The organism is Aeromicrobium wangtongii, from assembly GCF_024584515.1.
Taxonomy (GTDB): domain Bacteria; phylum Actinomycetota; class Actinomycetes; order Propionibacteriales; family Nocardioidaceae; genus Aeromicrobium; species Aeromicrobium wangtongii.
Genome location: NZ_CP102173.1, coordinates 2,005,782 through 2,031,164 on the forward strand (window position 1 = coordinate 2,005,782; position 25,383 = coordinate 2,031,164).

Annotated in this window: 27 protein-coding genes and 1 riboswitch; of the genes, 3 read left to right on the top strand and 24 right to left on the bottom strand. The window is 70.5% G+C overall.

Annotation, left to right across the window (positions count from 1 at the left end):
* Positions 1-93: 93 nt before the first annotated feature.
* Positions 94-1,113 carry a GNAT family N-acetyltransferase gene (locus NQV15_RS09950; protein ID WP_232399668.1) on the top strand — a complete coding sequence of 340 codons (1,020 nt, stop codon included), beginning with the start codon at positions 94-96 and terminating at the stop codon, positions 1,111-1,113.
* Here NQV15_RS09950 and NQV15_RS09955 read toward each other — a convergent pair.
* The 12 genes from NQV15_RS09955 to NQV15_RS10010 all read right to left on the bottom strand — a co-directional run bounded on the left by NQV15_RS09955 (position 1,094) and on the right by NQV15_RS10010 (position 11,833).
* Entirely contained in the window at positions 1,094-1,570 is a 477-nt protein-coding gene (locus NQV15_RS09955) for an SseB family protein (protein ID WP_232399669.1), read from the bottom strand. The genes NQV15_RS09950 and NQV15_RS09955 overlap by 20 nt on opposite strands.
* Positions 1,570-1,983, bottom strand: a complete 414-nt coding sequence (locus tag NQV15_RS09960) for a PH domain-containing protein (RefSeq protein ID WP_232399670.1) — start codon at positions 1,981-1,983, stop codon at positions 1,570-1,572. Before NQV15_RS09960 ends, NQV15_RS09955 begins: the two co-directional genes overlap by 1 nt.
* Positions 1,971-2,816: an ATP phosphoribosyltransferase gene (gene hisG / locus NQV15_RS09965; RefSeq protein WP_232399671.1), complete on the bottom strand. Its 846-nt coding sequence runs from the start codon at positions 2,814-2,816 to the stop codon at positions 1,971-1,973. Before hisG ends, NQV15_RS09960 begins: the two co-directional genes overlap by 13 nt.
* 87 nt (positions 2,817-2,903) lie before the next feature.
* Positions 2,904-3,167 carry a phosphoribosyl-ATP diphosphatase gene (locus NQV15_RS09970; RefSeq protein ID WP_232399672.1) on the bottom strand — a complete coding sequence of 88 codons (264 nt, stop codon included), beginning with the start codon at positions 3,165-3,167 and terminating at the stop codon, positions 2,904-2,906.
* Positions 3,168-3,189: 22 nt separating this feature from the next.
* Positions 3,190-3,660, bottom strand: coding sequence for a 6,7-dimethyl-8-ribityllumazine synthase (gene ribH, locus NQV15_RS09975; protein ID WP_232399673.1), 471 nt, complete (start codon positions 3,658-3,660; stop codon positions 3,190-3,192).
* Complete coding sequence (locus NQV15_RS09980; RefSeq protein ID WP_232399674.1) at positions 3,660-4,892, bottom strand: bifunctional 3,4-dihydroxy-2-butanone-4-phosphate synthase/GTP cyclohydrolase II; 1,233 nt, start codon at positions 4,890-4,892, stop codon at positions 3,660-3,662. Before NQV15_RS09980 ends, ribH begins: the two co-directional genes overlap by 1 nt.
* Positions 4,889-5,518 carry a riboflavin synthase gene (locus tag NQV15_RS09985; protein ID WP_232399675.1) on the bottom strand — a complete coding sequence of 210 codons (630 nt, stop codon included), beginning with the start codon at positions 5,516-5,518 and terminating at the stop codon, positions 4,889-4,891. The genes NQV15_RS09980 and NQV15_RS09985 overlap by 4 nt, the downstream gene beginning before the upstream one ends.
* On the bottom strand, positions 5,518-6,555 hold the full coding sequence (ribD, locus tag NQV15_RS09990) for a bifunctional diaminohydroxyphosphoribosylaminopyrimidine deaminase/5-amino-6-(5-phosphoribosylamino)uracil reductase RibD (protein ID WP_232399676.1): 1,038 nt from the start codon (positions 6,553-6,555) through the stop codon (positions 5,518-5,520). The genes NQV15_RS09985 and ribD overlap by 1 nt, the downstream gene beginning before the upstream one ends.
* 91 nt (positions 6,556-6,646) lie before the next feature.
* Positions 6,647-6,779: riboswitch (FMN riboswitch) on the bottom strand.
* A 41-nt stretch (positions 6,780-6,820) separates the two neighbouring features.
* Positions 6,821-7,492: a ribulose-phosphate 3-epimerase gene (gene rpe / locus NQV15_RS09995; RefSeq protein ID WP_232399677.1), complete on the bottom strand. Its 672-nt coding sequence runs from the start codon at positions 7,490-7,492 to the stop codon at positions 6,821-6,823.
* A 42-nt stretch (positions 7,493-7,534) separates the two neighbouring features.
* Complete coding sequence (locus NQV15_RS10000) at positions 7,535-8,818, bottom strand: RsmB/NOP family class I SAM-dependent RNA methyltransferase (RefSeq protein ID WP_232399678.1); 1,284 nt, start codon at positions 8,816-8,818, stop codon at positions 7,535-7,537.
* Positions 8,815-9,750: a methionyl-tRNA formyltransferase gene (fmt, locus tag NQV15_RS10005; RefSeq protein ID WP_232399679.1), complete on the bottom strand. Its 936-nt coding sequence runs from the start codon at positions 9,748-9,750 to the stop codon at positions 8,815-8,817. Before fmt ends, NQV15_RS10000 begins: the two co-directional genes overlap by 4 nt.
* Before the next feature lie 61 nt (positions 9,751-9,811).
* Positions 9,812-11,833 (bottom strand): primosomal protein N', encoded by a 2,022-nt coding sequence (locus NQV15_RS10010; protein ID WP_232399680.1) that lies wholly within the window; start codon positions 11,831-11,833, stop codon positions 9,812-9,814.
* Positions 11,834-11,937: 104 nt separating this feature from the next.
* Here NQV15_RS10010 and NQV15_RS10015 point away from each other — a divergent pair, with 104 nt between their 5' ends.
* Entirely contained in the window at positions 11,938-12,282 is a 345-nt protein-coding gene (locus NQV15_RS10015; protein WP_232399681.1) for an ArsR/SmtB family transcription factor, read from the top strand.
* Positions 12,279-12,770 carry an SRPBCC family protein gene (locus tag NQV15_RS10020; RefSeq protein WP_232399682.1) on the top strand — a complete coding sequence of 164 codons (492 nt, stop codon included), beginning with the start codon at positions 12,279-12,281 and terminating at the stop codon, positions 12,768-12,770. The genes NQV15_RS10015 and NQV15_RS10020 overlap by 4 nt, the downstream gene beginning before the upstream one ends.
* A 65-nt stretch (positions 12,771-12,835) precedes the next feature.
* On the opposite strand, the gene metK is transcribed toward NQV15_RS10020, so the two are convergent.
* The 12 genes from metK to pyrR form a co-directional block, all read right to left on the bottom strand.
* Positions 12,836-14,029, bottom strand: a complete 1,194-nt coding sequence (metK, locus tag NQV15_RS10025) for a methionine adenosyltransferase (RefSeq protein WP_232399683.1) — start codon at positions 14,027-14,029, stop codon at positions 12,836-12,838.
* A gap of 63 nt (positions 14,030-14,092) precedes the next feature.
* Positions 14,093-15,298 carry a bifunctional phosphopantothenoylcysteine decarboxylase/phosphopantothenate--cysteine ligase CoaBC gene (gene coaBC, locus NQV15_RS10030; protein WP_232399684.1) on the bottom strand — a complete coding sequence of 402 codons (1,206 nt, stop codon included), beginning with the start codon at positions 15,296-15,298 and terminating at the stop codon, positions 14,093-14,095.
* 23 nt (positions 15,299-15,321) lie between these two features.
* Positions 15,322-15,627, bottom strand: coding sequence for a DNA-directed RNA polymerase subunit omega (rpoZ, locus tag NQV15_RS10035; RefSeq protein ID WP_232399685.1), 306 nt, complete (start codon positions 15,625-15,627; stop codon positions 15,322-15,324).
* A 62-nt stretch (positions 15,628-15,689) separates the two neighbouring features.
* Positions 15,690-16,277 (bottom strand): guanylate kinase, encoded by a 588-nt coding sequence (gene gmk / locus NQV15_RS10040; protein ID WP_232399686.1) that lies wholly within the window; start codon positions 16,275-16,277, stop codon positions 15,690-15,692.
* A complete protein-coding gene (mihF, locus tag NQV15_RS10045; RefSeq protein ID WP_232399687.1) occupies positions 16,270-16,608 on the bottom strand; it encodes an integration host factor, actinobacterial type in 339 nt (112 codons plus the stop codon). The genes gmk and mihF overlap by 8 nt, the downstream gene beginning before the upstream one ends.
* Positions 16,609-16,639: 31 nt before the next feature.
* Positions 16,640-17,071: a hypothetical protein gene (locus tag NQV15_RS10050; RefSeq protein ID WP_232399688.1), complete on the bottom strand. Its 432-nt coding sequence runs from the start codon at positions 17,069-17,071 to the stop codon at positions 16,640-16,642.
* Positions 17,072-17,104: 33 nt separating this feature from the next.
* Entirely contained in the window at positions 17,105-17,929 is an 825-nt protein-coding gene (gene pyrF, locus NQV15_RS10055; RefSeq protein ID WP_232399689.1) for an orotidine-5'-phosphate decarboxylase, read from the bottom strand.
* 88 nt (positions 17,930-18,017) lie between these two features.
* Positions 18,018-21,344 carry a carbamoyl-phosphate synthase large subunit gene (gene carB / locus NQV15_RS10060; protein ID WP_232399690.1) on the bottom strand — a complete coding sequence of 1,109 codons (3,327 nt, stop codon included), beginning with the start codon at positions 21,342-21,344 and terminating at the stop codon, positions 18,018-18,020.
* Positions 21,344-22,468: a glutamine-hydrolyzing carbamoyl-phosphate synthase small subunit gene (gene carA / locus NQV15_RS10065; RefSeq protein WP_232399691.1), complete on the bottom strand. Its 1,125-nt coding sequence runs from the start codon at positions 22,466-22,468 to the stop codon at positions 21,344-21,346. The genes carB and carA overlap by 1 nt, the downstream gene beginning before the upstream one ends.
* A complete protein-coding gene (locus NQV15_RS10070; protein ID WP_232399692.1) occupies positions 22,465-23,775 on the bottom strand; it encodes a dihydroorotase in 1,311 nt (436 codons plus the stop codon). The genes carA and NQV15_RS10070 overlap by 4 nt, the downstream gene beginning before the upstream one ends.
* Positions 23,772-24,752, bottom strand: coding sequence for an aspartate carbamoyltransferase catalytic subunit (locus tag NQV15_RS10075; protein ID WP_232399693.1), 981 nt, complete (start codon positions 24,750-24,752; stop codon positions 23,772-23,774). Before NQV15_RS10075 ends, NQV15_RS10070 begins: the two co-directional genes overlap by 4 nt.
* Complete coding sequence (gene pyrR, locus NQV15_RS10080) at positions 24,749-25,339, bottom strand: bifunctional pyr operon transcriptional regulator/uracil phosphoribosyltransferase PyrR (protein WP_232399694.1); 591 nt, start codon at positions 25,337-25,339, stop codon at positions 24,749-24,751. Before pyrR ends, NQV15_RS10075 begins: the two co-directional genes overlap by 4 nt.
* Between the last annotated feature and the right edge of the window lie 44 nt (positions 25,340-25,383).

Genomic DNA, 25,383 nt, shown 5'->3' on the forward strand with positions numbered 1-25,383 from the left:
CTGCGGTTGTGAAATCGCGGTCCCCCGCGGCATGTTGCAGCGCCGAAACACCACGGACCCCGCCCGGAAAACATCTGCTGTCACGGTGGAGCCATGTTGTGGCGCGTGCGGACGACCCTGGCCGATCGACCGGGGTACCTGGCCGAGATCGCCCTGGCCTGCGGCCGCGCCGAGGTCAACATCGTGGCCCTGCAGGTGTTCTCGACGAGCCCTCAAGTGACCGATGAGCTGGTGGTCCGCGCGCCGGACGGCTGGACCGATGTCCAGGTCGCCGAGCTGTTCGAGGCCGCGGGCGGAGCAGGCGTGTCGGCGACCCGGGTCAGCGAGGCGTCCTTGACCGATGCGCCCACCCGGTACCTGCGCGGGGCCCACCAGGTGCTCGAACAAGGACGTTCGGTCGAGCACGTGCTGCGTGAGCTCCTCGAGACCGAGCCGCCGGACGTCGCGGACTACACCGGCCACGACGTGATGACACTGACCCGGCGCGACGGCTCCCACCTGCACATCGACCGGGCCGTCCCGTTCACCACCGCGGAGCGGGACCGCGCCCAGGCGCTCCTGTCGTTGGTCGGCGGCGCCGGCGGCGAGGTCCCGCCGGCCACACCGTCCCCACGCACCGAGGCGCCGGTGGTCCGGGCGGCGACCCTCGACGACATCGAGGCCGTCTCGGCGATGCACGAGCGCTGCGGGGCACAGACGCTCTACGACCGGTACCAGGCTCCGCTGACGATGCCCATGACGTCGCGGATGACCCGCCGCCTGGTCGTGCCAGACGCCGGGACGGCGCTGGTCGTCCAGGTGGGCGCGGAGATCGTGGCGCACGGGGTGCTGGAGTGCGTCGACCGGACGTGGACGTTCCGGATGATCATCGAGGACGCCTGGCAGGGGCGGGGCCTCGGCACCCGGCTGATGCGACAGGCCGCCGGGGTCGCCAAGCACGAGGGCGCAGCCCGCCTGGCGATCGTGACGGCGGGCTCCAGCGACAAGCTGCTGCGGGCGGTCGGCAACGCCGGTTTCGTGGCCCGGGTCGAGCGCCACGACGGCAACGTCCACATCACCGTCCCGCTGCGCGAGGTGCGCGCCGTCGACGTGGCTAGCTCGGCGGATCGCTGAGCCAGGCCGGACCGACCTCGCTGCGCACGAGCCGGTGCCCCGCGGCCAGGTGGCGGACGTCGGCGTCCTCGATCACGGTGAACGACGGATTGGCCAGGTCGAGCAGGATGGCCGATGCGCCCTCGTCGAGCGCGGCCCGGGCGGCGTCCCGTCCCAGGATCGGGACCGGGCGCGCCTTCGGGTCCCACGCGGTCATCGTGGCGATGCTGCTGAACGCGAGCAGGGCCTGCCGCCCATCGGCACCCGTCATGAGCACCGCGGCCATGTCGGCGTTCTTGTCACCCTCGGCCGGTGTCTCGCCCAGCAGCGCGACGATGGGCACGAAGACGCGGACGTCGGGCAGCGCCTGCAGCACCGCGACGTCGTCTCCGAGCGCAGCCGCGAGCTCGGGCGCCACGGTGCCGTCGTCTCCGGGGAACTGCGGGCTGGCCAGCGAGCGGCCGTCTCCGTGGACCATCAGGGCATCCGTGCGCGCAGGTACTCGAGCGACTGGCGGGCGTACGCGCGGTCGCTGCCCTGGATCGCGAACAGGTTGATCCGATCGTCGTTCTTGGTGACCATGGTCGGCCAGGGCGCGCCGCTGTTCATCGCGAAACCCTTGATGTCCGCCCAGGCGACGTTGTGCCTCCGGTATCCGTTGCGCACCTCGACGCCCTCGTCCGTCACCCGGACGAAGCTGCGCCCCACCCCGTGCAGCAGCGCCAGCACGGCCAGGATGATGAGCCACAGGGTGACGGTCTCGGAGGTCGTGAAGTAGATCTCGTCGGGCAGCGCGAACGCGATCACCGCGGTCAGGACGACCATCAGCACGCCGACGGCGTACGCGACGATGCGCGTGCTGCCGGGGCGGAACGTCCTCAGATCCGACATGCCAGGATGTCCGTCACGAGGATGCCGCGGGCGCCCAGGCGGAACAGCTCGTCCATGATCTTCTGCGCAGCGTCGCGCGGGACCATCGAGCGGACGGCGACCCATCCCTCGCGGTGCAGCGGCGACACCGTCGGGGACTCGATGCCGGGCGTCAGCTCGACGGCCCGCTCGACCTGGTCGACGCGGATGTCGTAGTCCATCATCACGTAGGTTCGCGCGACGATGACGCTGTCGAGGCGGCGCTTGAAGACTGCGAAGCCGTCGGGCTCGACGCCGTCCTGCTGGGTGATCAGCACGGCCTGGGAGGACAGGATCGGCTCGCCGAAGACCTCCAGGTCGGCCTGGCGCAGGGTGCTGCCGGTCTCGACGACGTCGGCGATCGCATCGGCCACGCCGAGACGGATCGAGGACTCGACGGCACCGTCGAGGCGGACGACGTCGGCGGTGATGCCGCGCTCGGCCAGGTAGTTGCCCACGATGCCCTCGTAGGACGTCGCGATCCGCAGGCCCTGCAGGTCCTCGACCTTGGACAGCGCGCCGATCGGCCCGGCGAACCGGAAGGTCGAGGCGCCGAAGCCCAGCTCGACGTTCTCGGCGGCGTGGGCGCCGGAGTCCAGCAGCAGGTCGCGGCCGGTGATGCCTGCGTCGAGCGTCCCCTCCCCCACGTAGATCGCGATGTCACGCGGTCGCAGGTAGAAGAACTCGACACCGTTGTCGGGGTCGAGGGTCACCAGGTCCTTGGAGTTGCGACGCTGGCGGTACCCCGCCTCGAGCAGCATCTGCGCGGCGGCCTCGGCCAGCGCGCCCTTGTTGGGTACAGCGATCTTGAGCATGGATTCTCTATCTCGAGCAGTTGTCACGCAGGTGGACGTCGGAGGCACGGACGGTCACGGACCGGCTGGCAGGCCGGGACCGATCCGTCACAGATGTGCGTAGACGTCGTCGAGCGAGATGCCGGAGGCGATCATCATGACCTGCGCGTGGTAGAGCAGCTGGCTGATCTCCTCGGCGGTCCGCTCGGGCCCCTCGTGCTCGGCGGCCATCCAGGACTCGGCGGCCTCCTCGACCAGCTTCTTGCCGATCGAGTGCACGCCGGCATCGAGCTCGGCGACGGTGCGCGAGCCCTCGGGTCGGCGAGCAGCCTTGTCGGTCAGCTCGGCGAACAGGTCATCGAAGGTCTTCATCACGGTGGAGTCTATCGGTGCGTCAGGCGAGGGCGCGCAGGACGTTCCAGGTGGCCAGTGCGGCCTCCACCGCCTCGCGTCCCTTGTCCTCGCGGCTGTCGGCGAGACCGGCGCGATCCAGCGCCTGCGCCTCGTCGTCGGTGGTCAGCAGGCCGAAGCCGATCGGGACGCCGGTGTCCAGCGCGACCCGGTTCAGGCCGTCGGTGGCGGCAGCCGAGACGTACTCGAAGTGGGGCGTGCCGCCGCGGATGATGACGCCCAGGGCGATGACGGCGTCGAACCCCTGCCGGGCGTACGCCTGGCACAGGATCGGCAGCTCGAACGAGCCCGGTGCGCGCACCAGCGTCACATCGGTGACGTGGGCATCGGCCAGCGCGGACTGCGCCCCGGCGATCAGTCCGTCCATGACCTGGGTGTGCCACTGGGAGGCGACGATGGCGACGCGTGCTCCCGCGCCGTCCACCGTGATCGTGGGTGCTCCAGCTCCTGACATCAGATGTTCTCCTCGAGTCCGGGAAGGTCGTGGCCCATGCGCTCGGCCTTGGTCTGCAGGTAGCGCAGGCTGTCCTCGGTGGGCGCGATGACCAGGGGCAGCCGCTGGCTGACCTTGACCCCGTACGCCTCCAGGGCGGTGGTCTTGTCGGGGTTGTTGGTCAGCAGGCGGACCGACGTGATGCCCAGGTCGCGCAGGATCTGCGCGCCGGCGGCGTAGTCGCGCTCGTCCTCGCCGAAGCCGAGCTGTAGGTTGGCGTCGACGGTGTCGCTGCCGGAGTCCTGCAGCGCATATGCCTGCAGCTTGTGCAGCAGCCCGATGCCGCGTCCCTCGTGCCCGCGCAGGTACACCACGACACCGGCGCCGGCGGCGGTGATCTCGGTCATCGACAGCTCGAGCTGCGGGCCGCAGTCGCAGCGCCGTGACCCGAACACGTCCCCGGTCAGGCACTCGGAGTGGATGCGCACCATCACGTCCTCGGTGCCCGGGTCGCCGTGCACCAGGGCGACGTGCTCGGAGCCCTCGATGCGGTCGCGGTAGCCGAGCGCCGTGAACTCGCCGAACTCGGTGGGCAGGCGGGTCGTGGCGAGCCGGTCGACCTGCGACTCGTGCAGTCGGCGGTACACCTGCAGGTCCTCGATCGACACCAGCGCGATGTCGTGGCGGTCGGCGAACTCGCGCAGCTCGGGGGCGCGCATCAGGGTGCCGTCGTCGTTGAGCACCTCGCCGATGACGCCTGCGGGCGTCAGCCCGGCCAGACGGGCGAAGTCGACGGCCGCCTCGGTGTGGCCGGCGCGCTCCAGCACTCCCCCGGGCTTGGCGCGCAGCGGGATGATGTGCCCCGGCTGGTTGAGCTCGAACGGCTCGGTCGCGGAGTCGGCCAGCACCCGGCACGTGCGGGCCCGGTCCGCGGCGGAGATGCCGGTCGTGATGCCGTCGCGGGCATCGATCGACACGGTGTAGGCCGTCCGCATCTTCTCGCGGTTGTGCGGCGTCATGAGCGGGATGGCGAGCCGGTCGAGGATCTCCCCGGTGATCGGGGCGCAGATCAGTCCGCTGGAGTACCGCACCAGGAAGGCCATGAGCTCGGGCGTCGCCTTGCTCGCGGCGAAGATGATGTCGCCCTCGTTCTCACGGTTCTCGTCGTCGACGACGACGATCGCCTTGCCCTGGCGGAAGTCCTCGATCGCGCGCTCGATGCTGTCGAGCCTCACGGTGGCGTGTTCGGTCATGCGGTGTCTTCTTTCTTGGCGGCGAGCAGGCGCTCCACGTACTTGGCGAGGATGTCGACCTCGAGATTGACCCGGTCGCCCGGTGTCTTGGTGCCCAGCGTCGTGTCGGCGAGGGTGGTGGGGATCAGCGAGACCGAGAACCAGGACTCGCCCCCGGTCGACGGGTCCGCGTCGACGACCTCGACGACGGTCAGCGACGTGCCGTCGACCGTGATCGATCCCTTGTCGACGAGGTACTTGGCCAGCTCGGCAGGCAGCGCGACCCGGACGATCTCCCAGTGCTCGCTGGGGGTGCGGTCCAGGATGCGTCCGGTGCCGTCGACGTGGCCCTGCACGATGTGGCCGCCCAGCCGGGCGTGGACCTGCGTCGCGCGCTCGAGGTTGACCTCGTCACCGACGGTCAGGTCGCCCAGGGACGTCTTGTCCAGCGACTCCTTCATGACGTCGGCGCCGAAGGTGTCGCCGTCCTGGGTCATGACGGTCAAGCAGCAGCCGTTGACCGCGATTGAGTCGCCGTGGCCGGCGTCCGAGGTCACGAGCGGTCCACGGATCATCAGGCGCACGGAGTCGCCGAGATCCTCGACGGCCGTGACCCGGCCCTTCTCCTCCACGAGTCCGGTGAACATCAGTCGAAGTCCTCTCGCTGCATGCGGCCTGGGGTGCCGATGATGCGGATGTCGGGGCCGATCATCCGCAGGTCCTCGATGTGGATGGGGCGCAGATCGGCCAGGGTCGTGGCCTCGCCCTCGAGGGCGGCCCGGCCGGAGCCCAGCATCGCGGGCGCCATGTAGCCGATGATCCGGTCGATCACGCCGGCGTTCCAGAAGGCGCCGGCCAGTCGCGGACCGCCCTCGAGCCAGATGTGCCGGATGTCGTTGTCGACCAGCTTCTTCAGCACCGTCTCGGGATCGCGCGACTGGATCATCAACGTCGGCGCCACCCGGTCGAAGACCCGGAAGTAGTTGGGGATCTTGGTCTCGCCGACCACGACCCGCAGCGGCTGCTGGTCGTAGGGCAGCGGCATGTCGTCGGCGTCACGGACGGTCAGGCGCGGGTCGTCGGCCAGGACGGCACCGGTTCCCGCCACGATGGCGTCGGCGCGGGCCCGGAAGGTCTGCACGTCGCGGCGCGCCTCGGCACTGGTGATCCACTTGCTGGTGCCGTCGGGTGCGGCGCTGAGGCCGTCGAGCGTTGCGGCGTACTTCCACGTCACGAAGGGACGGCCGGACGTCACCGCGAACGTCCACTCGACGTTGAGGTCGGTGGCCTCCTCGGCCATGACCCCGGCCTCGACGTCGATGCCGGCGGCGCGCAGCGTCGACGCTCCCCCGGACGCGGTCCGGTCGGGGTCGATCTGCGCGAAGACGACCCGGGCCACGCCGGCCTCGATCAACGCCTGTGCGCAGGGGCCGGTCCGCCCGGTGTGGTTGCACGGCTCCAGCGTGACGACCGCGGTCGCACCACGGGCGGACTCACCGGCCTGTGCGAGGGCGTCGACCTCCGCGTGCGCGGTGCCGGCTCCCCGGTGCAGGCCGACGGCGATCTCCCGGCCGTCCGGCGCCAGGAGCACGCAGCCCACGCGAGGGTTCGGGAGCGCGCGCTGCACGCTCGCCGCGGCCTCGAGCGCGCGATGCATCGCACTGATCTCGATGTCGGTTGCCATGATCCTCCGGTGGTGATGATGTGCTCGCACACCCCGGGGACTGGTGGTGACCGGACCGCTGGCCACCGGCCGCGGCGCACAGCACCACGACCTCATGCTCCTTCCATCCGGACTTTCACCGTCGGTGCCGGAATTCCACCGGCTCAACCGGGCCCCACCGAGATGGGACACGGGTCGCGGACTGTCACCGCCGGTTCGGAATTGCACCGACCCCGGAGCACACGAGACGAATCTCGTGGGCCCAGTCTAGCCAGTCGGCTCCAGCTCAGTGAGCGTGGCGTCCGCCACGTGAGCCGAGGGCCCGCAGCTGGGCCACCATGTCGTCCGGATCGTCCGCGCCGAACACCGCGGAGCCGGCCACGAACACATCGGCGCCGGCGTCTGCGCAACGCTCGATCGTCTCGACGGACACACCGCCGTCGACCTGCAGCCAGATGTCGCCGCCGTGGCGATCGATCAGGTCACGGGTGCGGCGGATCTTGGGCAGGCAGATGTCCAGGAACTTCTGCCCACCGAAGCCGGGCTCCACGGTCATGATCAGCACCATGTCGAGCTCGGGCAGCATGTCGGCATACGGCTCGATCGGCGTGGCCGGCTTGAGCGCCATGGACGCCCGAGCGCCCTTGGCGCGGATCTCGCGGGCCAGGCGGATCGGCGCGGCCGCCGCCTCGACGTGGAACGTGATGCTCCCGGCACCGGCCTCGACGTACTCGGGCGCCCACCGGTCGGGGTCCTCGATCATGAGGTGCGCGTCGATGGGCTGCTTCGCGACCTTCGCGAGCGCCTCGATGACCGGGGCGCCCAGCGTCAGGTTGGGGACGAAGTGGTTGTCCATGACGTCCATGTGCAGCCAGTCGGCACTGCCGATGCGGGCCGCCTCGGCCTCGAGGTTCGCGAAGTCGGACGCCAGCATGCTGGGGGTGATCTGAATGCCCATGGCGTCAGCCTATGGCCCCGCTCACGATGGCTCGGCGACGGCTCAGCGCCGGCGCAGGACCGCGGCGAACATCGCGTCCGTGCCGTCGATGTGCGGCCACCACTGGTGAGTGGACTCCACCTCGACGTCATCGCGTCCGCTCGTGACCGCGTCGACGACGCCACGGGTCTCGCGCACGTGCGGCGAGCAGGTCGCGTAGACGACGACTCCGCCCGGCCGGACGAGCTCGAGCGCCCGGGTCAGCAGGGCCTCCTGCAGGGGCACGAGGCCGTCGAGGTCGGACGGCTTGCGGCGCCAGCGCGACTCGGGGCGACGACGCAGGGCGCCCAGACCGGTGCAGGGCGCGTCGACCAGCACCCGGTCGAACGCGGCGGGCTCCCACGGGCCCTCACGGCCGTCGAAGACCGTGACCTCGACATTGTCCAGGCGGCGCACGCCGTGCCGGACGAGCTCGGCGCGATGCTCCTGCATCTCGTTGGCCACGAGCTTCGCGCCGCGCTGGGCGGCCAGGGCGCCGAGCAGCGCGGCCTTGCCTCCCGGCCCTGCGCACAGGTCGAGCCAGCGGGCGTCCGCGCCCTCGACGGCGGTCTCGGCCAGCGTGATCGCGACCAGCTGGGAGCCCTCGTCCTGGACACCCGCACGGCCGTCACGCACCTCGGGGATGGCGCCCGGGTCGCCGCCCTCGTCCAGGATGCGGGCGTAGGGCGACAGCCGGCCGGGTGTCCCCGGCAGCTGGTCGGGCGTGCTGAGCCCGGGCCGCGACACGAGCGTCACCCGCGGCGGCTCGTTGTCGGCGGCCAGCAGCTTGTCGATCTGCGTCGCGTGCCCGCCGAGGGCCTCCTTGAGGGCCCGCACGATCCACAGCGGGTGCGAGGCGCGGACGGCGCGCGCAGCGTCCTCGTCGAGTCCGGCGGTGACGATCGAGAGCCAGCCGTCCAGGTCCTTCTGGCCGATCTTGCGCAACAGCGCATTGGCGAAGTGGACCGGCTTGTGGCCGATCTCGCGGCGGACGACGTCGACCGTCGTGGACACCGCGGCGTGCGCAGGCACGCGCATGTTGAGCAGCTGGTGGGAGCCGAGTCGCAGGGCGTCCAGCACCGGCGCGTCGATCGAGCCGATGCCCTTGCTGGCCACGTGGTCGATGATCGCGTCGTAGGTTCCCTGCCGGCGCAGGGTGCCGTGCACCAGCTCGGTTGCGAAGGCGGCGTCGCGACCCTCGATGTGGTGCTCGTCCAGCATCGCCGGGAGGATCAGGTTGACGTAGGCGTCCTGCTCGGAGACCGCCCGCAGGGCGTGGAACGCGACGGACCGCACGGGATCGGTCATGCCGAAGTCCCGTCGAAGGCCGGCTCGGCGCCGAAGCTCGTGCCTCGCGCCCAGTCGGCGGCGGCCATCCGCTTCTTGCCGACGGCCTGCACCTCGCCCAGCACGAGGTCCGTCGTGGCCGTGCCGACCCGCACCTCGCGCTTGCCGGCCTCGATGTGTCCCGGCTCGAGCGTGCGCTCGTCGGCGATCGTCGCGGGACCGATCTTGACCCGCTCCCCCGCCAGGGTGGTCCAGGCGCCGGGAGCAGGCGTGCAGCCGCGGATGTGCCGGTCGACCGCGAAGGCGGGCCGGTTCCAGTCGATGCGCGCCTCCTGCGTCGTCAGCTTCGGGGCGTACGAGATGTTGTCCTCGGGCTGCGGCACCGCCGCGATGTCGCCGTCCTCGATGTGGTCGATGACGTCGACGAGCAGCTTGCTGCCCCAGTGGGCGAGCCGCTCCAGCAGCTCGGCGGTCGTGTCGTCCTCGCGGATCAGCTCGGTGATCGTGCCCAGCACCGGACCGGCGTCGAGCTCCTCGACGAGGCTGAACACCGTGGCCCCGGTGACCTCGTCACCGGCCATGATCGCGCGCTGCACCGGCGCGGCACCGCGCCACGACGGCAGCACGGAGAAGTGCAGGTTGACCCAGCCGTACTGCGGGATGTCGAGCGCCTCGCGCCGGATCAGCGCGCCGTACGCGACGATCGGCACGCAGTCGGGCGCCAGCTCGCGCAGCCGGGCCATGAAGTCCGGATCGGACGGCTTGGCCGGCTTGAGCACCTCGATGCCGTGCTTCTCGGCTGCCAGAGCGACCGGGGACGGCGTCAGTGTCCGTCCGCGTCCGGCTGGTGCATCGGGGCGCGTGACGACCGCGACGACGTCGTGGCGGCTGGCCACGAGCGCCTCGAGGGACGGGAGCGCCGTCTCGGGAGTTCCTGCGAAGACGATTCTCACGGATCGAGTCTATGTGCCGGCCCTCGCGCCGGGGTGGGCGGCGTGGGCCCCGGCCACCGGCTCAGAAGGTCGGTGGATCGACCTGGATGCGCAGCCCCGGCAGCTTCGCGGCGCTGCGCTCGGCGGCGACCGCGGCCAGCGCATCGGCCAGCGCCGCTCCCTCGCGCCGCGGGGCCCGCAGGATGAGGCGCTGACCGGCATCGGGCGATCGCTGGTCCACCGGCACGGGTCCCAGCACCTCGGTGGTCGGCGTCCAGTCCCGCTCGGCGAGTGCCGCCAGGACGTCGTCAGGGCCGTCGACCGTCGCGAGGCGGGCAGTCGGCGGCAGGTGGGTCTCGGCGCGGGCCGCCAGCTCGCGGGCCGCGAACCCGGCTGGATCGGCGCGGACCAGCGCCTGCAGGGTCAACGCGTCACCCACCGCGACGGCTCGGCCTCCGGGTCGCGCGAGCGCGAGGGCGTTGAACCAGCGCCGGTGCGACTCCTCGTCGACGCGGACGTCCTCGCGCGCCATCATCAGCCAGGTGTCGAGCAGGATCACGACGTCGTACCCGCCCTCGACGTGCGGCTCCGCGCCCGGAGTGGCCAGGACCAGTCGGCGACCGGCGGGCAGATCGGGCAGCACCGATGCGCCGCCGGACGTCACGACCTCCCGATCGGGAAAGGCGCGGGCGAACTCCTCGGCCGTCCGCAGGGCACCCACGACCGGCGACCGGAGCTGGTGGCCCCGGCAGTGCGGGCAGGTCCACGGCGACTCGGTGCGACCGCACCACCGGCAGGTGACCGCGGACGAGGCGGACGGCTGGCCCATCGGGCCCTGGCAGTCGGGGCAGCGAGCCGGCTCGCGACACGTCTGGCACGACAGCGAGTCGCGGTAACCGCGGCGCGGCACCTGGACCAGGACCGAGCCCTCGGCGGCGCGGATCGCGCGGAACGCCTCGTGCGGCAGCCGGACCGGCGCCGATCCCGCTGTGGACCCGTCGGTGACGTCCAGGCGCGGCCACGCCTTGCGCCGCGTGCCGCGCTCGGCGACCAGCTCGGTGCACCAGCCGCTCTCGATCAACGACTGCCCTTCCGCGGTGCGGGCATAGCCACCAACCAGCAGCGCCGTCTCCTGCTGGCTGGCGCGCAGCAGCAGCACCTCGCGGGCGTGCGGGTACGGGGCCCGCGGCTCGGCGAACATGTCGTCGCCGTCGTCCCACATCGCGACCAGACCCAGCTCACGGACCGGCGCGAACGCCGCCGCACGGGTGCCGAGCACCACCTGGACGTCGCCGCGTGAGGCGGCCAGGAACGACCGGTAGCGGTCGGCCGGCTGCTGGGCGGCGGTCAGCGCGACGTGGCGTCCCTCCCCCAGCACCTCGGTGAAGACCGCGTCCCAGCGGGCGACGTCGCGCACATCCGGCACGCACACGACCGCGCCGCGACCTGACCCCAGGGTCGCCAGCACCGCCTCGGCCACGAGCCGCGCCGGATCGGGGCCGGGCACGGCGGTGAGCCACGCCCGCGGACGATCACCCGCCCGCAGGGAGGCCACGAACGCCAGGCCGTGCACATAGGTCTGCCATCCCTCGACGCTGCCCACCGGCGGCGGGTCGTCGACGCGCGATCGGGCGGCCTTCTCGGCCCGGGCGTGCCGTGGCGGCACGGCCAGTCGCAGCACGTCGCCCAGCGCGCCGGCGTACCGGTCGGCGACGGCGCGGGCCAGCACCAGCACCTCGGGTGCGAGCACGGGCTCGGACGAGACGACCTTGGCCAGGAAGGCCAGCCGGCCGGCGTGATCACTGCGCTCGACCCGCTCGACCACGAATCCGTCGACGAGCCGGCCGGCGAATCGCACCTTGACCCGGCACCCGGGCACCACGCCGATCGACAGCTGCTCGGGCACGAGGTAGTCGAACGGCCGGTCGAGGTGGGCGAGGCCGGAGTCGACGACGACCCGCGCCACCGGCAGCCCAGGCGCCGGCGCCTGGGCCGGCTTGGCGGGCTTGGCGGCCTGCTTGCGCGCCGGAGCCGTCGACGGGACGAGAGCCAGCTGCTCCGGTTCCGTGGTCGCTCGTCCTGAGCCTGTCGAAGGGTTGGCCACGGTGCTGTTCTACCAGCCGCCACGGACGGTCCTGAAGTTCTCCCCCGGGCATCCCTTGCCACGCGTCCCTCACCCGCGTAACGTACAACCACATGGTTGTATCAATGATGCTTGACGATGCGCAGATCGACCGTCTGTTCCACGCCCTCGCCGACGCCACCCGGCGCGACATCGTGCGACGCACCGTCGAGGGCGAGCTGTCGGTGACGGCGCTCGCCGAGGGCTACCCCATCAGCTTCGCGGCCGTGCAGAAGCACGTCGCGGTGCTCGAACGGGTGGGCCTGGTCACCAAGTCACGACACGGCCGAGAGCTGCGGGTGCGCTCGGAGCTGCAGAGCGTCGAGCGCGCTCGACACGCCCTGGACGAGCTCGCCGAGGCCTGGCAGGGCCGCGTGCAGCGGATGTCGGACCTGCTCGACACCCCCACCGACACCACGACTGGAGAATGACAATGCAGCTGGACATCGACAAGGACCTGGACGCGCTCACGCTGATCGTCGTGGCGACCTTCGACCATCCCGTCGAGGAGGTGTGGGACCTGTACGCCGATCCCCGCAAGCTCGAGCGCTGGTGGGGACCGCCCACCTACCCGGCCACCGTGGTCGAGCACGACCTGACCGCCGGGGGCACCGTCCACTACTACATGACCTCGCCCGAGGGCGAGCAGCACCACGGGCGGTGGGACGTGCTCGACGTGGACGCGCCGACGTCGTTCAGCATCCTCGACAAGTTCGCGGACGCCGACGGCAACCCGGCCGACGGCATGCCCGAGGCGACGATGCGGCTCTCGATCGCCGGGACGTCCGGCGGCGCGCAGATGACCGCCGTGACGACCTATGCATCCCGTGAGGCCCTCGAGCAGGTGCTCGCGATGGGCATGGAGGAGGGACTCAGGACGTCGATGGCCCAGATGGACGGCGTGCTCGCCGGCGCCTGAGGTCGACCGCACGACGAAGGCTCCCCACCCGATCCGGGTGGGGAGCCTTCGTCGTGGTCAGTGCGTCAGGCGCCGGCTGCGGCCTTGAGCGCCTCGGCCCGGTCGGTGGTCTCCCACACGACGCCGGGCAGCTGACGACCGAAGTGGCCGTAGGCCGCCGTCTGGGCGTAGATGGGCTTCAGCAGGTCCAGGTCGCGGATGATCGCGGCCGGGCGCAGGTCGAAGACCTCCAGGACGGCCTCGCGGATCTTGTCGACCGGGACGGTCTCGGTGCCGAAGGCCTCGACGTAGAAGCCGACCGGGTGCGCCTTGCCGATCGCGTAGGCGACCTGCACCTCGACCTTGGAGGCCAGGCCGGCGGCGACGATGTTCTTGGCGACCCAGCGCATCGCGTAGGCGGCCGAGCGGTCGACCTTGCTCGGATCCTTGCCGGAGAACGCGCCACCGCCGTGACGGGCGTAGCCGCCGTAGGTGTCGACGATGATCTTGCGGCCGGTCAGGCCCACATCGCCCATCGGGCCGCCGATGACGAACTTGCCGGTCGGGTTGACCAGCAGGCGGTAGTCGGTGGTGTCGATGTCGAAGTCGGCCAGGACGACGTCGACGACGTGCTTCTTGATGTCGACCGTCAGCTGGGAGTCCAGGTCGATGCCGTCCTCGTGCTGCGTGGACAGCACGACGGTGTCGACGCGAACCGGCTTGTCGTTGTCGTCGTACTCGACCGTGACCTGGGTCTTGCCGTCGGGACGCAGGTACGGCAGCGTGCCGTCCTTGCGGACCGCGGTGAGCTGCTCGGCCAGACGGTGCGCGATCGTGATCGGCAGCGGCATGAGCTCGGGCGTCTCGTCGACGGCGAAACCGAACATCAGGCCCTGGTCGCCGGCGCCCTGCTGGTCCAGCGGATCGGCCGACTCACCGGTGCGACCCTCGAATGCGGTGTCGACGCCCTGGGCGATGTCGGGCGACTGCGCGTCCAGGGTGATCTGGACGCCGCAGGACGCACCGTCGAATCCCTTGACCGACGAGTCGTAGCCGATCTCGAGCACGCGGTCACGGGCGATCTTCGCGATGTCCGCGTACGCCTCGGTCGTGACCTCGCCGCCGACGACGATCAGACCGGTCGTGATGAAGGTCTCGCAGGCGACGCGGCTCTTGGGGTCGGCCGCGAGCAGGGCGTCGAGGACGCTGTCGCTGATCTGGTCGGCGATCTTGTCCGGGTGACCCTCGGTCACGGACTCGGACGTGAAGAATCGGCTCACAAATTACTCCTGGGTTGATGGCTGTTCGACAGTGTAACGAGCGCGGAGGACCGCTGTTCCTGCTCAGTCCATGCGCTGGACGACGGAGTCCCACACCGTGTGCGCCAGTACCCGTTTGGGTCCGGGCGGAACCTCGACGACGCTGCCGTCGGCGCCGAGGACGACCGCCTCGGTGTCGTCGCGCCCGAACACCTTGCCCTCGCTGACGTCGTTGACGACCAGCAGATCGCATCCCTTGCGGGCGAGCTTGGCGCGGGCGTGCTCGATCACGGTCGCGGTCGCGTCGCCGGTCTCGGCGGCGAAGCCGACGATGACCGGGCTCTTGCTGGTGCGGGCCGCGACGAGCTCGACGAGGATGTCGGGATTCTCCACCAGGTGGATCTGGGGCGCGACACCGTCGGGGGTCTTCTTGATCTTGGCGTCGACGAACTCGGCCGGACGGAAGTCGGCCGGCGCGGCGGCCATCACGACGGCGTCGGCATCGACGGCGGCGCGCAGCATCTGCTGGCGCAGCTCCTCGGTGCTGACGACGGGCACGACGTCCACGCCCGCCGGGGACGGCAGGCTGACATTGGCCGCGATCACCGTCACCTGCGCACCGCGGGCCACGGCGGCCTCGGCCAGGGCGAATCCCTGACGACCGGACGACCGGTTGCCCAGGAAGCGGACGGGATCGAGGAACTCGCGCGTCCCACCGGCGGAGATGACCACGCGGCGGCCGACCAGGTCCTGCGGCCGTCCCTCCAGGACCGCCACGGCGGCACGGAAGATGTCGGCCGGGTCCGGCAGACGTCCCTTGCCGGTGTCAGTACCGGTCAGACGACCCACGGCCGGCTCCAGCACGATGTGCCCGCGGGCCCGCAGCGTGGCGACATTGGCCTGCGTCGCGGCGTTCTCCCACATCTCGGTGTGCATCGCCGGGGCGAACATCACCGGGCACCGCGCCGTCAGCAGGGTGTTGGTCAGCAGGTCGTCGGCCAGTCCGTGCGCTGCCTTGGCCAGGGTGTTGGCCGTCGCGGGTGCGACCACGACCAGATCGGCGGACTTGCCGATCCGGACGTGCGCGACCTCGTCGACGTGCTCGAACACCCCGACCTGGACGGGCTTGCCGCTCAAGGCCTCCCACGTGGCAGCGCCCACGAAGTTCAGTGAGGACTCCGTGGGCACGACCCGGACGCTGTGACCGGACTCGGTGAACAGTCGCAGCAGCTCAGCGGCCTTGTAGGACGCGATGCCGCCGGAGACACCGAGAACGACTTCCGTGGTCATGGCGCGACCCGGGGCCGGGACGGTCAGGCCTGCTCGGCAGCGGCAGCTGCAGCAGCCGCCTCGGCCTCAGGATCGATGTCCTCGACCGTCAGCAGGTCGGCGTTGATCTCGCGCAGCGCGATCGACAGGGGCTTCTCCTGCACGCCGGTCTCCAGCAGGGGTCCGACGTACTCCAGCAGGCCCTCGCCGAGCTGGGAGTAGTAGGCGTTGATCTGGCGCGCCCGCTTGGCGCTGTAGAGGACCAGCTTGTACTTGCTGTCCGCCTTCTCGAGCAGATCGTCGAGGGGCGGGTTGGTGATGCCGATGGCAGTCGAGCGTGTCGTGGACACAGAGCCTCACAGAAAGACGTTTGATGGGAAGGCCGGGCGATGGACAGCCGGCCGGTGTTCGGTCAGGAACTGACCCGGCTGGTGCCGGATCGAAACAAGTCTACCAATTCATCGCACGCTGTCTGGACATCGGTGTTCACGATCGTCACGTCGAACTCCGACTCGGCCGCCAGCTCGGTGCGTGCGGTCCTCAGCCGGCGCTCGCGCTCCTCGGGTCCCTCCGTGCCGCGACCGACGAGCCGGCGCTCCAGCTCCTCGAAGCTCGGCGGCGCCAGGAAGCACATCAACGCCTCCGGCATGGTCTTGCGCACCTGGCGCGCACCCTGCAGGTCGATCTCGAGCAGTGCCGGCCGACCGGCGGCGAGGTGCTCCTCGACGGGGGCCCGGGGCGTGCCGTACCGCGCGGCGCTGTGCACCACGGCCCACTCCAGCAGACCGTCCTCGGCCACGAGCCGGTCGAACTCCTCATCGGAGATGAAGTGATAGTGCACACCGTCGATCTCACCGGGACGCGCCGGTCGGGTCGTGACCGACACGGAGATCCAGATGTCGGGGTGCTGGTCGCGGACGCACGCCGCCACGGTGCCCTTGCCGACGGCGGTCGGCCCGGCCAGGACGATGAGCCGGGACCGTGCTGGGGCCTCAGACACGCCGGGTACGTCCCGTGCGGCCGGCGAACTCGGCCAGCAGCGCCTCGACCTGGTGCGCGCCCAGGCCGCGCAGCCGGCGGCTGTCGGCGATGCCGATGCGCTGCATGATCTCCTGCGCGCGCACCTTGCCGACACCGGGCATCGACTGCAGCAGGTCGACGACCCGCAGCTTGGCGACCACCTGGTTGACCTTCGACTCCTGGATGACCTCCTGGAGGTCTGCCGACGAGGACTTGAGCCGCGCCTTCAGGTCGGCGCGCATCTGCCGGGCGGCGGCAGCCTTCTCCAGGGCAGCGCTGCGCTGCTCGGGGGTGAGTGTCGGAAGAGCCACTCGGGTCACCTCTCTGCTTGGGTGAGCTGGGTCATTTGAGCGTGATGCCGCAGACGTCCTTGACGTCCTTGACGACAGCCTCGCGCTGCTTGGTGGTGCCGTTGAACGCACTGTAGGCGTTGTTCAGCGATGTGAGGTCCCCGGAGTCGAGCTTGGCGACCTTGGCCGGGTCGTCCATGTCCTGCAGGGCGATGTCGGTCTTCTTCTGGGCCTTCAGCACCCGGTCGGTGACGGCACCGAGCTTGGCCCAGTCGTCCTTGCTCGAGTCGGGAGCCGTCGTGGTGATCGCCCGCAGCGCATCGGCGTACTTCGCGAACCCCGCATTGGTGCGCTTCTGCCCGAAGGTGTCCAGCGCTGCCTTGTTCTCCTTGACGGCGACGCAGTACGGGTCATCGCCCCCACAACCGGCCAGGACGCTGCCGGCCACGAGGGCCGTGACCAGCACCGTAGCGGTCTTCTTCATTCAGATCTCCTCGATCGAGCGGCCACTGGGCGTCTACGAGCCTACAAGTTCGGCATTGACGCGCGCGGCCGCCTCGCGCAGCGCGGCGACATCGGGTCCGGCGGCCAGGACGCCGCGGGAGGTGGACGGGATGACGTGGTCGATGACGTCGCCGAACAGCCGGCGGATGTCCTCGACCGTGCCGCCCTGTGCCCCGAATCCGGGCACCAGGATCGGCCCGTTGATCGACAGGTCTTCGTCCGCGCTGCCGATCGTCGCGCCCACCACGGCGCCGTACGAGCCCATGGGAGCGGCGCCGGCGTTGAGGTCGGCGAGCTGCGCCAGCACTCCCCCGGCGACCGTCGTGCCGCTGGAGTCCGCGAGGCGTGCGTGCTGGACCTCGGGCCCCTCAGGGTTGGAGGTCAGCGCCAGCACGAAGACCCCGGCGTCGTTCTTCTCGGCCACCTCGAAGAACGGTGCCAACGAGCCGAAGCCCAGGAACGGGCTGACCGTGATCGCGTCGGCCGCCATGGGCGCGTCGTCGTCCAGGTAGGCCTCGGCGTACGCCTGCGCGGTCGACCCGATGTCGCCGCGCTTGACGTCCAGGACGACCAACGACCCGGTGTGGCGCAGGTCCTCGATCGTGCGCTCCAGCACGACGACACCGCGGGCGCCGAAGCGCTCGAAGAAGGCCGACTGCGGCTTGACGAAGGCGACCTGCCCCGCGAAGGCCTCCACGCAGATGCTCGCGAACCGGTCGAGTCCCTCGACCGAGTCCTCCAGTCCCCACTGCTCCAGCAGCGCGGCGTGCGGGTCGATGCCGATGCACGCCGGCCCGTAGGCCTGCATCGCCACGTGGGCGCGCGAACCGAAGCTCACGAGTGCTCCCCTCCCCGCTGAGTGTGACGTTTGCGCGAGGCTGCACGCGGACCGACGCGCGGAAACGTCGCACTCAGCGGGTGCGGGGTCATGCGCGGGCCTCCGCGAGGACCTCGGCCCACTCCTGGAGCGACTTGACGCCGATGCTGCCCTCGATGAGCGCCTCGATGCCCTGCACCGCCGCGGCCAGGCCCTGCACCGTGGTGATGCACGGGATGCCCTCGGCGACCGCCGCCGTCCGGATCTCGTAGCCGTCGATGCGGGGGCTGCCCCCGGACGTCACACCGTGCGGCGTGTTGATGATGAGCTGCACGTCCTGCTCGCGGATCTTCTCCACGATCGTGCTGCGCGACTGGCCCGGCAGCGGCTCCTCGTGGATCTTGCGGATCACCGTGGCCTGCACGCCGTTGCGGGCCAGGACGACCGCCGTGCCGCTGGTCGCGAGGATCTCGAAACCGAGGTCGGCGAGCCGCTTGACCGGGAAGATCATGTGCCGCTTGTCGCGGTTGGCGACCGACACGAAGACCTTGCCCGAGGTGGGCAGGCCGTTCTGGGCGCCGGCCTGCGCCTTGGCGAACGCCTGGCCGAAGCCGGCGTCGAAGCCCATGACCTCACCGGTGGACCGCATCTCGGGGCCGAGCAGCGTGTCGACGTACGTCCCCTCGTAGGTGCGGAAGCGGTTGAAGGGCATGACCGCCTCCTTGACCGCGATGGGCGCGGCGTCGGGCAGCCGTCCACCGTCGCCGGTGGCCGGCAGCGCACCCGCGGCGCGCAGATCGGCGATCGACTCGCCCAGCATGAGCCGCGCGGCGGCCTTGGCCAGCTGCGTCGCCGTGGCCTTGGACACGAACGGCACCGTGCGGGACGCGCGGGGGTTCGCCTCGATGACGTACAGGATGTCCGAGGACAGCGCGAACTGGATGTTGATCAGGCCGCGCACCCCCACGCCCTTGGCGATCGCCTCGGTCGACTCCCGGATGCGCTGGATCTCCAGGTCGCCGAGCGTGATCGGCGGGAGCGCGCAGGCCGAGTCGCCCGAGTGGACCCCGGCCTCCTCGATGTGCTCCATGACGCCACCCAGGAACAGCTCGTGGCCGTCGTAGAGCGCGTCCACGTCGATCTCGATCGAGTCGTCCAGGAAGCGGTCGACCAGCACCGGGCGGTCGGGCGAGATCTCCGTCGAGCGGCTGATGTACTCGCTCAGCGTGGTCTCGTCGTAGACGATCTCCATGCCGCGGCCGCCCAGGACGTACGACGGACGCACCAGGACCGGGTAGCCGATCTCGTCGGCGATCGCCTTGGCGTGGTCGAACGTCGTGGCCATGCCGTGCTTGGGGGCCGGCAGGTTCGCCGCGGCCAGCACCTGTCCGAAGGCGCCACGCTCCTCGGCCAGGTCGATCGCGGCCGGCTGGGTGCCGACGATCGTGACACCGGCCGCCTCCAGTCCCGCGGCCAGGCCGAGCGGCGTCTGCCCGCCGAGCTGCACGATGACACCGGCGACGGGGCCGGCCTGCTCCTCGGCGTGGACGATCTCCAGCACGTCCTCGAGCGTCAACGGCTCGAAGTAGAGCCGGTCGGCGGTGTCGTAGTCGGTCGAGACGGTCTCGGGGTTGCAGTTGACCATGACGGTCTCGTAGCCGACCTCCGACAGCGCCATCGCGGCGTGGACGCACGAGTAGTCGAACTCGATGCCCTGGCCGATGCGGTTGGGGCCGCTGCCCAGGATCAGCACCGCGGGCTTGGTCCGCGGCTCGACCTCGGTCTCCTCGTCGTACGAGGAGTAGTGGTACGGCGTCTTGGCGGCGAACTCGGCCGCGCAGGTGTCCACCGTCTTGTAGACCGGGCGCACGCCGAGCGCGTGGCGGACGCCGCGGATGACGTCCTCGCTCACGCCGCGGATGCGTCCCAGCTGGGCATCGGAGAAGCCGTGCCGCTTGGCGCGGCGCAGCAGCGCCGGCGACAGCTCGGGAGCCTCGATGAGCTCGACCGCGATCTCGTTGATCAGCGCCAGCTGGTCCAGGAACCACGGATCGATGCGGGTCGCGGCGAACACCTCTTCGGGCGTCGCGCCGGCCCGGATGGCGTCCATGACCTTCTTGATGCGTCCGTCGTGCGGGACGGCGATCTGCTTGAGCAGCTCGTCCTTGTCCAGCTCGACCCAGCTCTTGCTCCAGTCGAACACCGACTCGGACTTCTCCAGCGAGCGCAGCGCCTTCTGCAGCGCCTCGGTGAAGTTGCGGCCGAATGCCATCGCCTCACCGACCGACTTCATGTGCGTCGTCAGCGTCGGGTCGGCGGCGGTGAACTTCTCGAAGGCAAAGCGCGGGACCTTGACCACGACGTAGTCCAGGGTCGGCTCGAACGAGGCCGGCGTCTCGGCCGTGATGTCGTTGGGGATCTCGTCCAGCGTGTAGCCGATCGCGACCTTCGCGGCGATCTTGGCGATCGGGAAGCCGGTGGCCTTCGAGGCCAGGGCGGACGACCGGGACACGCGCGGGTTCATCTCGATGACGACGATGCGCCCGTCCTCGGGGTTGACCGCGAACTGGATGTTGCAGCCGCCCGTGTCGACGCCGACCTCCCGGATGATGCCGATCGAGATGTCCCGCAGTCGCTGGTACTCCACATCGGTCAGCGTCATCGCCGGGGCGACGGTGATCGAGTCGCCCGTGTGCACGCCCATGGGGTCGAAGTTCTCGATGGAGCACACGATCACCACGTTGTCGGCGGTGTCGCGCATGACCTCCAGCTCGTACTCCTTCCACCCCAGGATCGACTCCTCGAGCAGCACCTCGGTGGTCGGGCTCAGCGCGAGGCCCGAGCCGGCGATGCGGTGCAGGTCCTCCTCGTTGTAGGCCAGTCCGCTGCCCGAGCCGCCCATCGTGAAGGAGGGACGCACGACGACGGGGTAGCCGCCGAGACCCTCGACGCCGTCGAGGCACTCCTGCATCGTGTGGCAGATGACCGAGTTGGCCGACTCCGCGCCCCACTCGGGCGGCAGGGTCGCGACGACCTGCTTGAAGGACTCGCGGTTCTCGCCCTTCTGGATCGCCGCGATCGACGCGCCGATCAGCTCGACGTTGTACTTCTCCAGCACACCGGCCTCGTGCATCTGGATCGCGGCGTTGAGGGCGGTCTGTCCGCCGAGGGTCGCCAGCAGCGCGTCGGGGCGCTCCTTGGCGATGACCTTCTCGACGAACTCCGGCGTGATCGGCTCGACGTAGGTCGCGTCGGCGAAGCCCGGGTCGGTCATGATCGTGGCGGGGTTGGAGTTGATCAGGATGACCCGGATGCCCTCCTCGCGCAGCACCCGGCAGGCCTGGGTGCCGGAGTAGTCGAACTCCGCCGCCTGGCCGATGACGATGGGTCCCGAGCCGATGACCAGGACGCTCTTGATGTCAGTTCTCTTGGGCATTACGCATCCTCGCTGGCTGAGCTCGTCGAAGCCATGAGCTCCACGAACCGGTCGAACAGGTAGGCCGCATCGTGCGGGCCGGCGGCGGCCTCGGGGTGGTACTGGACGCTGAAGGCCGGCTGGTCCAGCAGCGCCAGACCCTCGACCACGTCGTCGTTGAGGCACACATGGGTCACGCGGCCGGGCCCGTAGGGGGTCTCGAACGTCCCCTCGAGCGGCGCGTCGACCGCGAAGCCGTGGTTGTGCGCGGTGATCTCGACCTTGCCGGTCGTGAGGTCCTGCACCGGCTGGTTGATGCCGCGGTGACCGTAGGTCAGCTTGTAGGTGCCCCGGTCGAGCGCGCGACCGAAGATCTGGTTGCCCAGGCAGATGCCGAAGTACGGGGTGCGGGCGGCCAGCACGTCCTTGAGCGTCTCGACGGCGTGGTCGGCCGTCGCCGGGTCTCCGGGCCCGTTGGACATGAAGACACCGTCCGGCTCGAGGGCGGCGATCTGCTCGTAGGTCGTGGTGGCCGGCATGACGTGCACCTCGATGCCGCGCTCGGCCAGGCGACGCGGGGTCATGCCCTTGATGCCCAGGTCGATCGCGGCGACCGTGAAGCGCTTCTCCCCCACCGCCGGCACGACGTAGGTCTGGTCGGTCGTGACGTCGGCCAGGAAGTTCGCGCCCTTCATGGTCGGCGCGGCGGACACCCGCTGCAGCACCGCATCGACATCGGTGGACGTCGAGCTGATGGCACCGCGCATCGATCCCCGCTCGCGCAGGTGACGGGTCAGGGCGCGCGTGTCGATGCCGGAGATGCCGACGACGTCCTGCGCCGCGAGCTCCTCGTCGAGGCTGCGGTTGGAGCGCCAGCTGCTGCGGACACGGGCGGGGTCGCGGACGATGTAGCCGTCGACCCAGATGCGGCGGGACTCGAAGTCCTCGTCGTTGACGCCGGTGTTGCCCACGTGCGGCGCGGTCATCGCCACGATCTGCCCCTTGTAGGACGGATCGGTGAGGGTCTCCTGGTAGCCGGTCATGCCGGTCGAGAACACGATCTCGCCGATCGTCTCGCCGACGGCGCCGAACGACTCGCCGCGGAACACGCGGCCGTCCTCCAGCACGAGAATTGCCTCGGTCATGCGGTCACAGCCTCTTTCACTAGCGGAGTCACGAGGGCACGGTCACGGACCGTCGGCCTGCCGCGCAGGAAGGTCGCGACGACCTCCCCGGGCAGGGTCAGCCCGTCGTAGGGGTTGTTGCGCGACAGCGATGCGGTGTCGCGGGCGTCGATCGTGCGCTGCGCGGCGGGGTCGACCAGCACGATGTTGGCCGGCTCCCCCACCGCGATCGGACGACCCTGGTTGGAGACGCGGCCGATCTCGGCCGGCTTGGTCGACATCTTCTCGGCGACCTGTTCCCACGTGAGGCGGCCGGTGTCGACCATCGTCTGCTGGACGACCGACAGCGCGGTCTCGAGCCCGAGCATGCCGAAGGCTGCGGCCGCCCACTCGCACTCCTTGTCCTCCATGGGGTGCGGTGCGTGATCGGTCGCGACGATGTCGATCGTCCCGTCGGCCAGGCCGTCGCGGACCGCCTCGACGTCGTCGTTGGAACGCAGCGGCGGGTTGACCTTGTAGATCGGGTCGTAGCTGCGCACCAGGTCGTCGCTCAGCAGCAGGTGGTGAGGGGTCACCTCGGCGGTGACGTCGATGCCCCGGCTCTTGGCCCAGCGGATGATCTCGACCGATCCGCGGGTCGACAGGTGGCACACGTGCAGGCGCGACCCGACGTGCTCGGCCAGCAGGACGTCGCGGGCGATGATCGCCTCCTCGGCGACCGCGGGCCAGCCGACGAGTCCCAGCTCGCCGGACAGCGGTCCCTCGTTCATCTGGGCGCCCTCGGTGAGGCGGGGCTCCTGGGCGTGCTGCGCGATGACGCCGTCGAAGGCCTTGACGTACTCCAGCGCACGGCGCATCAGCACGGCGTCCGAGACGCACTTGCCGTCGTCGGAGAAGACCTTGACCCCGGCTGCGGAGTCGGCCATCGCCCCGAGCTCGGCGAGCTGGGTGCCCTTCAGGCCGGCCGTGACGGCGCCGACGGGCTGCACGTCGCAGTAGCCGCCCTCGCGGCCGAGCCGCCAGACCTGCTCGACGACGCCGGCGGTGTCGGCGACCGGCTCGGTGTTGGCCATCGCGTGCACGCAGGTGAAGCCGCCGCGGGCGGCGGCCTGCGAACCGGTCAGGACGGTCTCGGCGTCCTCACGACCGGGCTCACGCACGTGCGTGTGCAGGTCGACGAGGCCGGGCAGGGCCACCAGTCCGGTGGCGTCGATCTCCTCGCCACCGCTCAGGTCGGCACCGATGCCGGTGATGACGCCGTCCTCGATCGCGATGTCGGTCGGTTCTCCGCCGAGGATCTTGGCTCCCCGGATCACGTACGAGGTCATTCCCGTCCTTCGTTCGATGAGGTGTCTTGGCTGCTGGTGTCACCGGAGGCGCCGCCCAGCAGGAGGTACAGGACCGCCATGCGGACCGCGACGCCGTTGGTGACCTGCTCGACGATGACCGACCGGGCGTGGTCGGCGACATCGGCGGTGATCTCCATGCCGCGGTTCATGGGCCCGGGGTGCATCACGATCGCGTGCGACGGCAGGCGCCCGAGCCGGGCGGTGTCGAGGCCGTAGCGGCGTGAGTACTCGCGCGCGCTGGGGAAGTACGAGGCGTTCATCCGCTCGGCCTGCACGCGCAGCATCATGACCGCGTCGGCGTTCTCCAGCGAGGCGTCCAGGTCGTACGACGTCTTGACCGGCCAGTGGTCGACACCGACCGGCAGCAGGGTCGGCGGCGCGACCAGCGTGACGTTCGCGCCGAGGGTGTCCAGCAGCAGGGCGTTCGACCGGGCGACCCGGCTGTGCAGGACGTCGCCGACGATCGTGATGTTCTTGCCGACCAGGCTGCCGTCGCCGTCCGGGGCGAGGTGGCGGCGCATCGTGAACGCATCCAGCAGTGCCTGGGTGGGGTGCTCGTGCGTGCCGTCACCGGCGTTGATGACCGCGCCCTTGACCCACTTGGACTGGGCCAGCCGGTGCGGTGCGCCCGACGAGTGGTGGCGGATGATGACCGCGTCGGCGCCCATCGCCTGCAGGGTCAGCGCGGTGTCCTTCAGGCTCTCGCCCTTGGAGACGCTCGATCCCTTGGCCGAGAAGTTGATGACATCGGCGCTGAGCCGCTTGGCGGCGGCCTCGAACGAGATGCGGGTGCGGGTGGAGTCCTCGAAGAACAGATTCACCACGGTGCGTCCGCGCAGGGTCGGCAGCTTCTTGATGGGGCGCTGGGCCACGCCCAGCAGCTCCTCGGCGGTGTCGAGGATCCTGATGGCGTCCGCCCGGTCCAGGTCCCCGGCGCTCAAGAGGTTGCTGATCATGCGGCACCCCCGGTGATCGAGACGGAGTCGTCGCCATCGGTCTCGGCGACCCTGACCTTGACCTTCTCGGCCAGCGACGTCGGCAGGTTCTTGCCCACGAAGTCGGCCCGGATCGGCAGCTCGCGGTGCCCGCGGTCGATCAGCACGGCCAGCTGGACGGCCTTGGGGCGTCCCAGCTCGGTGAGGGCGTCCAGCGCCGCACGGATCGTGCGTCCCGAGAACAGGACGTCGTCGATCAGCACGACGATCTTGCCGTCGATGTCATCGGGGATCTCGGTGTGCTCCAGCGCCCGGGCCGGCTTGAGCCGCAGGTCGTCGCGGTACATCGTGACGTCGAGGGCTCCCGCGGTGATCTCGCGGCCCTCGACCTCGGACATGCGCTGGGCGATGCGACGGGCCAGGTGCACCCCGCGCGTCGGGATGCCCAGCAGGACGAGACCGGCGGAGTCGCGGTTGCGTTCGAGGATCTCGTGGGTGATGCGAGTCAGCGCCCGGGAGATGTCCTGGTCGTCGAGGACCGTGCGTACGGTCGACTCGGGGGGTGTGTGCGTGGCGTCAGCACGTGCGGCGTCATCGGACGCAACCATGTCTGACCTCCTTCTCCGCCTCTCGGGACGGCCGTTAAAGGATG

Bases quoted from the DNA above. Each gene is read 5' to 3' on its own strand.
- NQV15_RS09950 (WP_232399668.1), top strand. From the start codon at position 94: ATGTTGTGGCGCGTGCGGACGACCCTGGCCGATCGACCGGGGTACCTG.
- NQV15_RS09955 (WP_232399669.1), bottom strand. From the start codon at position 1,570: ATGGTCCACGGAGACGGCCGCTCGCTGGCCAGCCCGCAGTTCCCCGGA.
- NQV15_RS09960 (WP_232399670.1), bottom strand. From the start codon at position 1,983: ATGTCGGATCTGAGGACGTTCCGCCCCGGCAGCACGCGCATCGTCGCG.
- hisG (WP_232399671.1), bottom strand. From the start codon at position 2,816: ATGCTCAAGATCGCTGTACCCAACAAGGGCGCGCTGGCCGAGGCCGCC.
- NQV15_RS09970 (WP_232399672.1), bottom strand. From the start codon at position 3,167: ATGAAGACCTTCGATGACCTGTTCGCCGAGCTGACCGACAAGGCTGCT.
- ribH (WP_232399673.1), bottom strand. From the start codon at position 3,660: ATGTCAGGAGCTGGAGCACCCACGATCACGGTGGACGGCGCGGGAGCA.
- NQV15_RS09980 (WP_232399674.1), bottom strand. From the start codon at position 4,892: ATGACCGAACACGCCACCGTGAGGCTCGACAGCATCGAGCGCGCGATC.
- NQV15_RS09985 (WP_232399675.1), bottom strand. From the start codon at position 5,518: ATGTTCACCGGACTCGTGGAGGAGAAGGGCCGGGTCACGGCCGTCGAG.
- ribD (WP_232399676.1), bottom strand. From the start codon at position 6,555: ATGGCAACCGACATCGAGATCAGTGCGATGCATCGCGCGCTCGAGGCC.
- rpe (WP_232399677.1), bottom strand. From the start codon at position 7,492: ATGGGCATTCAGATCACCCCCAGCATGCTGGCGTCCGACTTCGCGAAC.
- NQV15_RS10000 (WP_232399678.1), bottom strand. From the start codon at position 8,818: ATGACCGATCCCGTGCGGTCCGTCGCGTTCCACGCCCTGCGGGCGGTC.
- NQV15_RS10015 (WP_232399681.1), top strand. From the start codon at position 11,938: ATGATGCTTGACGATGCGCAGATCGACCGTCTGTTCCACGCCCTCGCC.
- NQV15_RS10020 (WP_232399682.1), top strand. From the start codon at position 12,279: ATGACAATGCAGCTGGACATCGACAAGGACCTGGACGCGCTCACGCTG.
- coaBC (WP_232399684.1), bottom strand. From the start codon at position 15,298: ATGACCACGGAAGTCGTTCTCGGTGTCTCCGGCGGCATCGCGTCCTAC.
- NQV15_RS10050 (WP_232399688.1), bottom strand. From the start codon at position 17,071: ATGAAGAAGACCGCTACGGTGCTGGTCACGGCCCTCGTGGCCGGCAGC.
- carB (WP_232399690.1), bottom strand. From the start codon at position 21,344: ATGCCCAAGAGAACTGACATCAAGAGCGTCCTGGTCATCGGCTCGGGA.
- carA (WP_232399691.1), bottom strand. From the start codon at position 22,468: ATGACCGAGGCAATTCTCGTGCTGGAGGACGGCCGCGTGTTCCGCGGC.
- NQV15_RS10070 (WP_232399692.1), bottom strand. From the start codon at position 23,775: ATGACCTCGTACGTGATCCGGGGAGCCAAGATCCTCGGCGGAGAACCG.
- NQV15_RS10075 (WP_232399693.1), bottom strand. From the start codon at position 24,752: ATGATCAGCAACCTCTTGAGCGCCGGGGACCTGGACCGGGCGGACGCC.
- pyrR (WP_232399694.1), bottom strand. From the start codon at position 25,339: ATGGTTGCGTCCGATGACGCCGCACGTGCTGACGCCACGCACACACCC.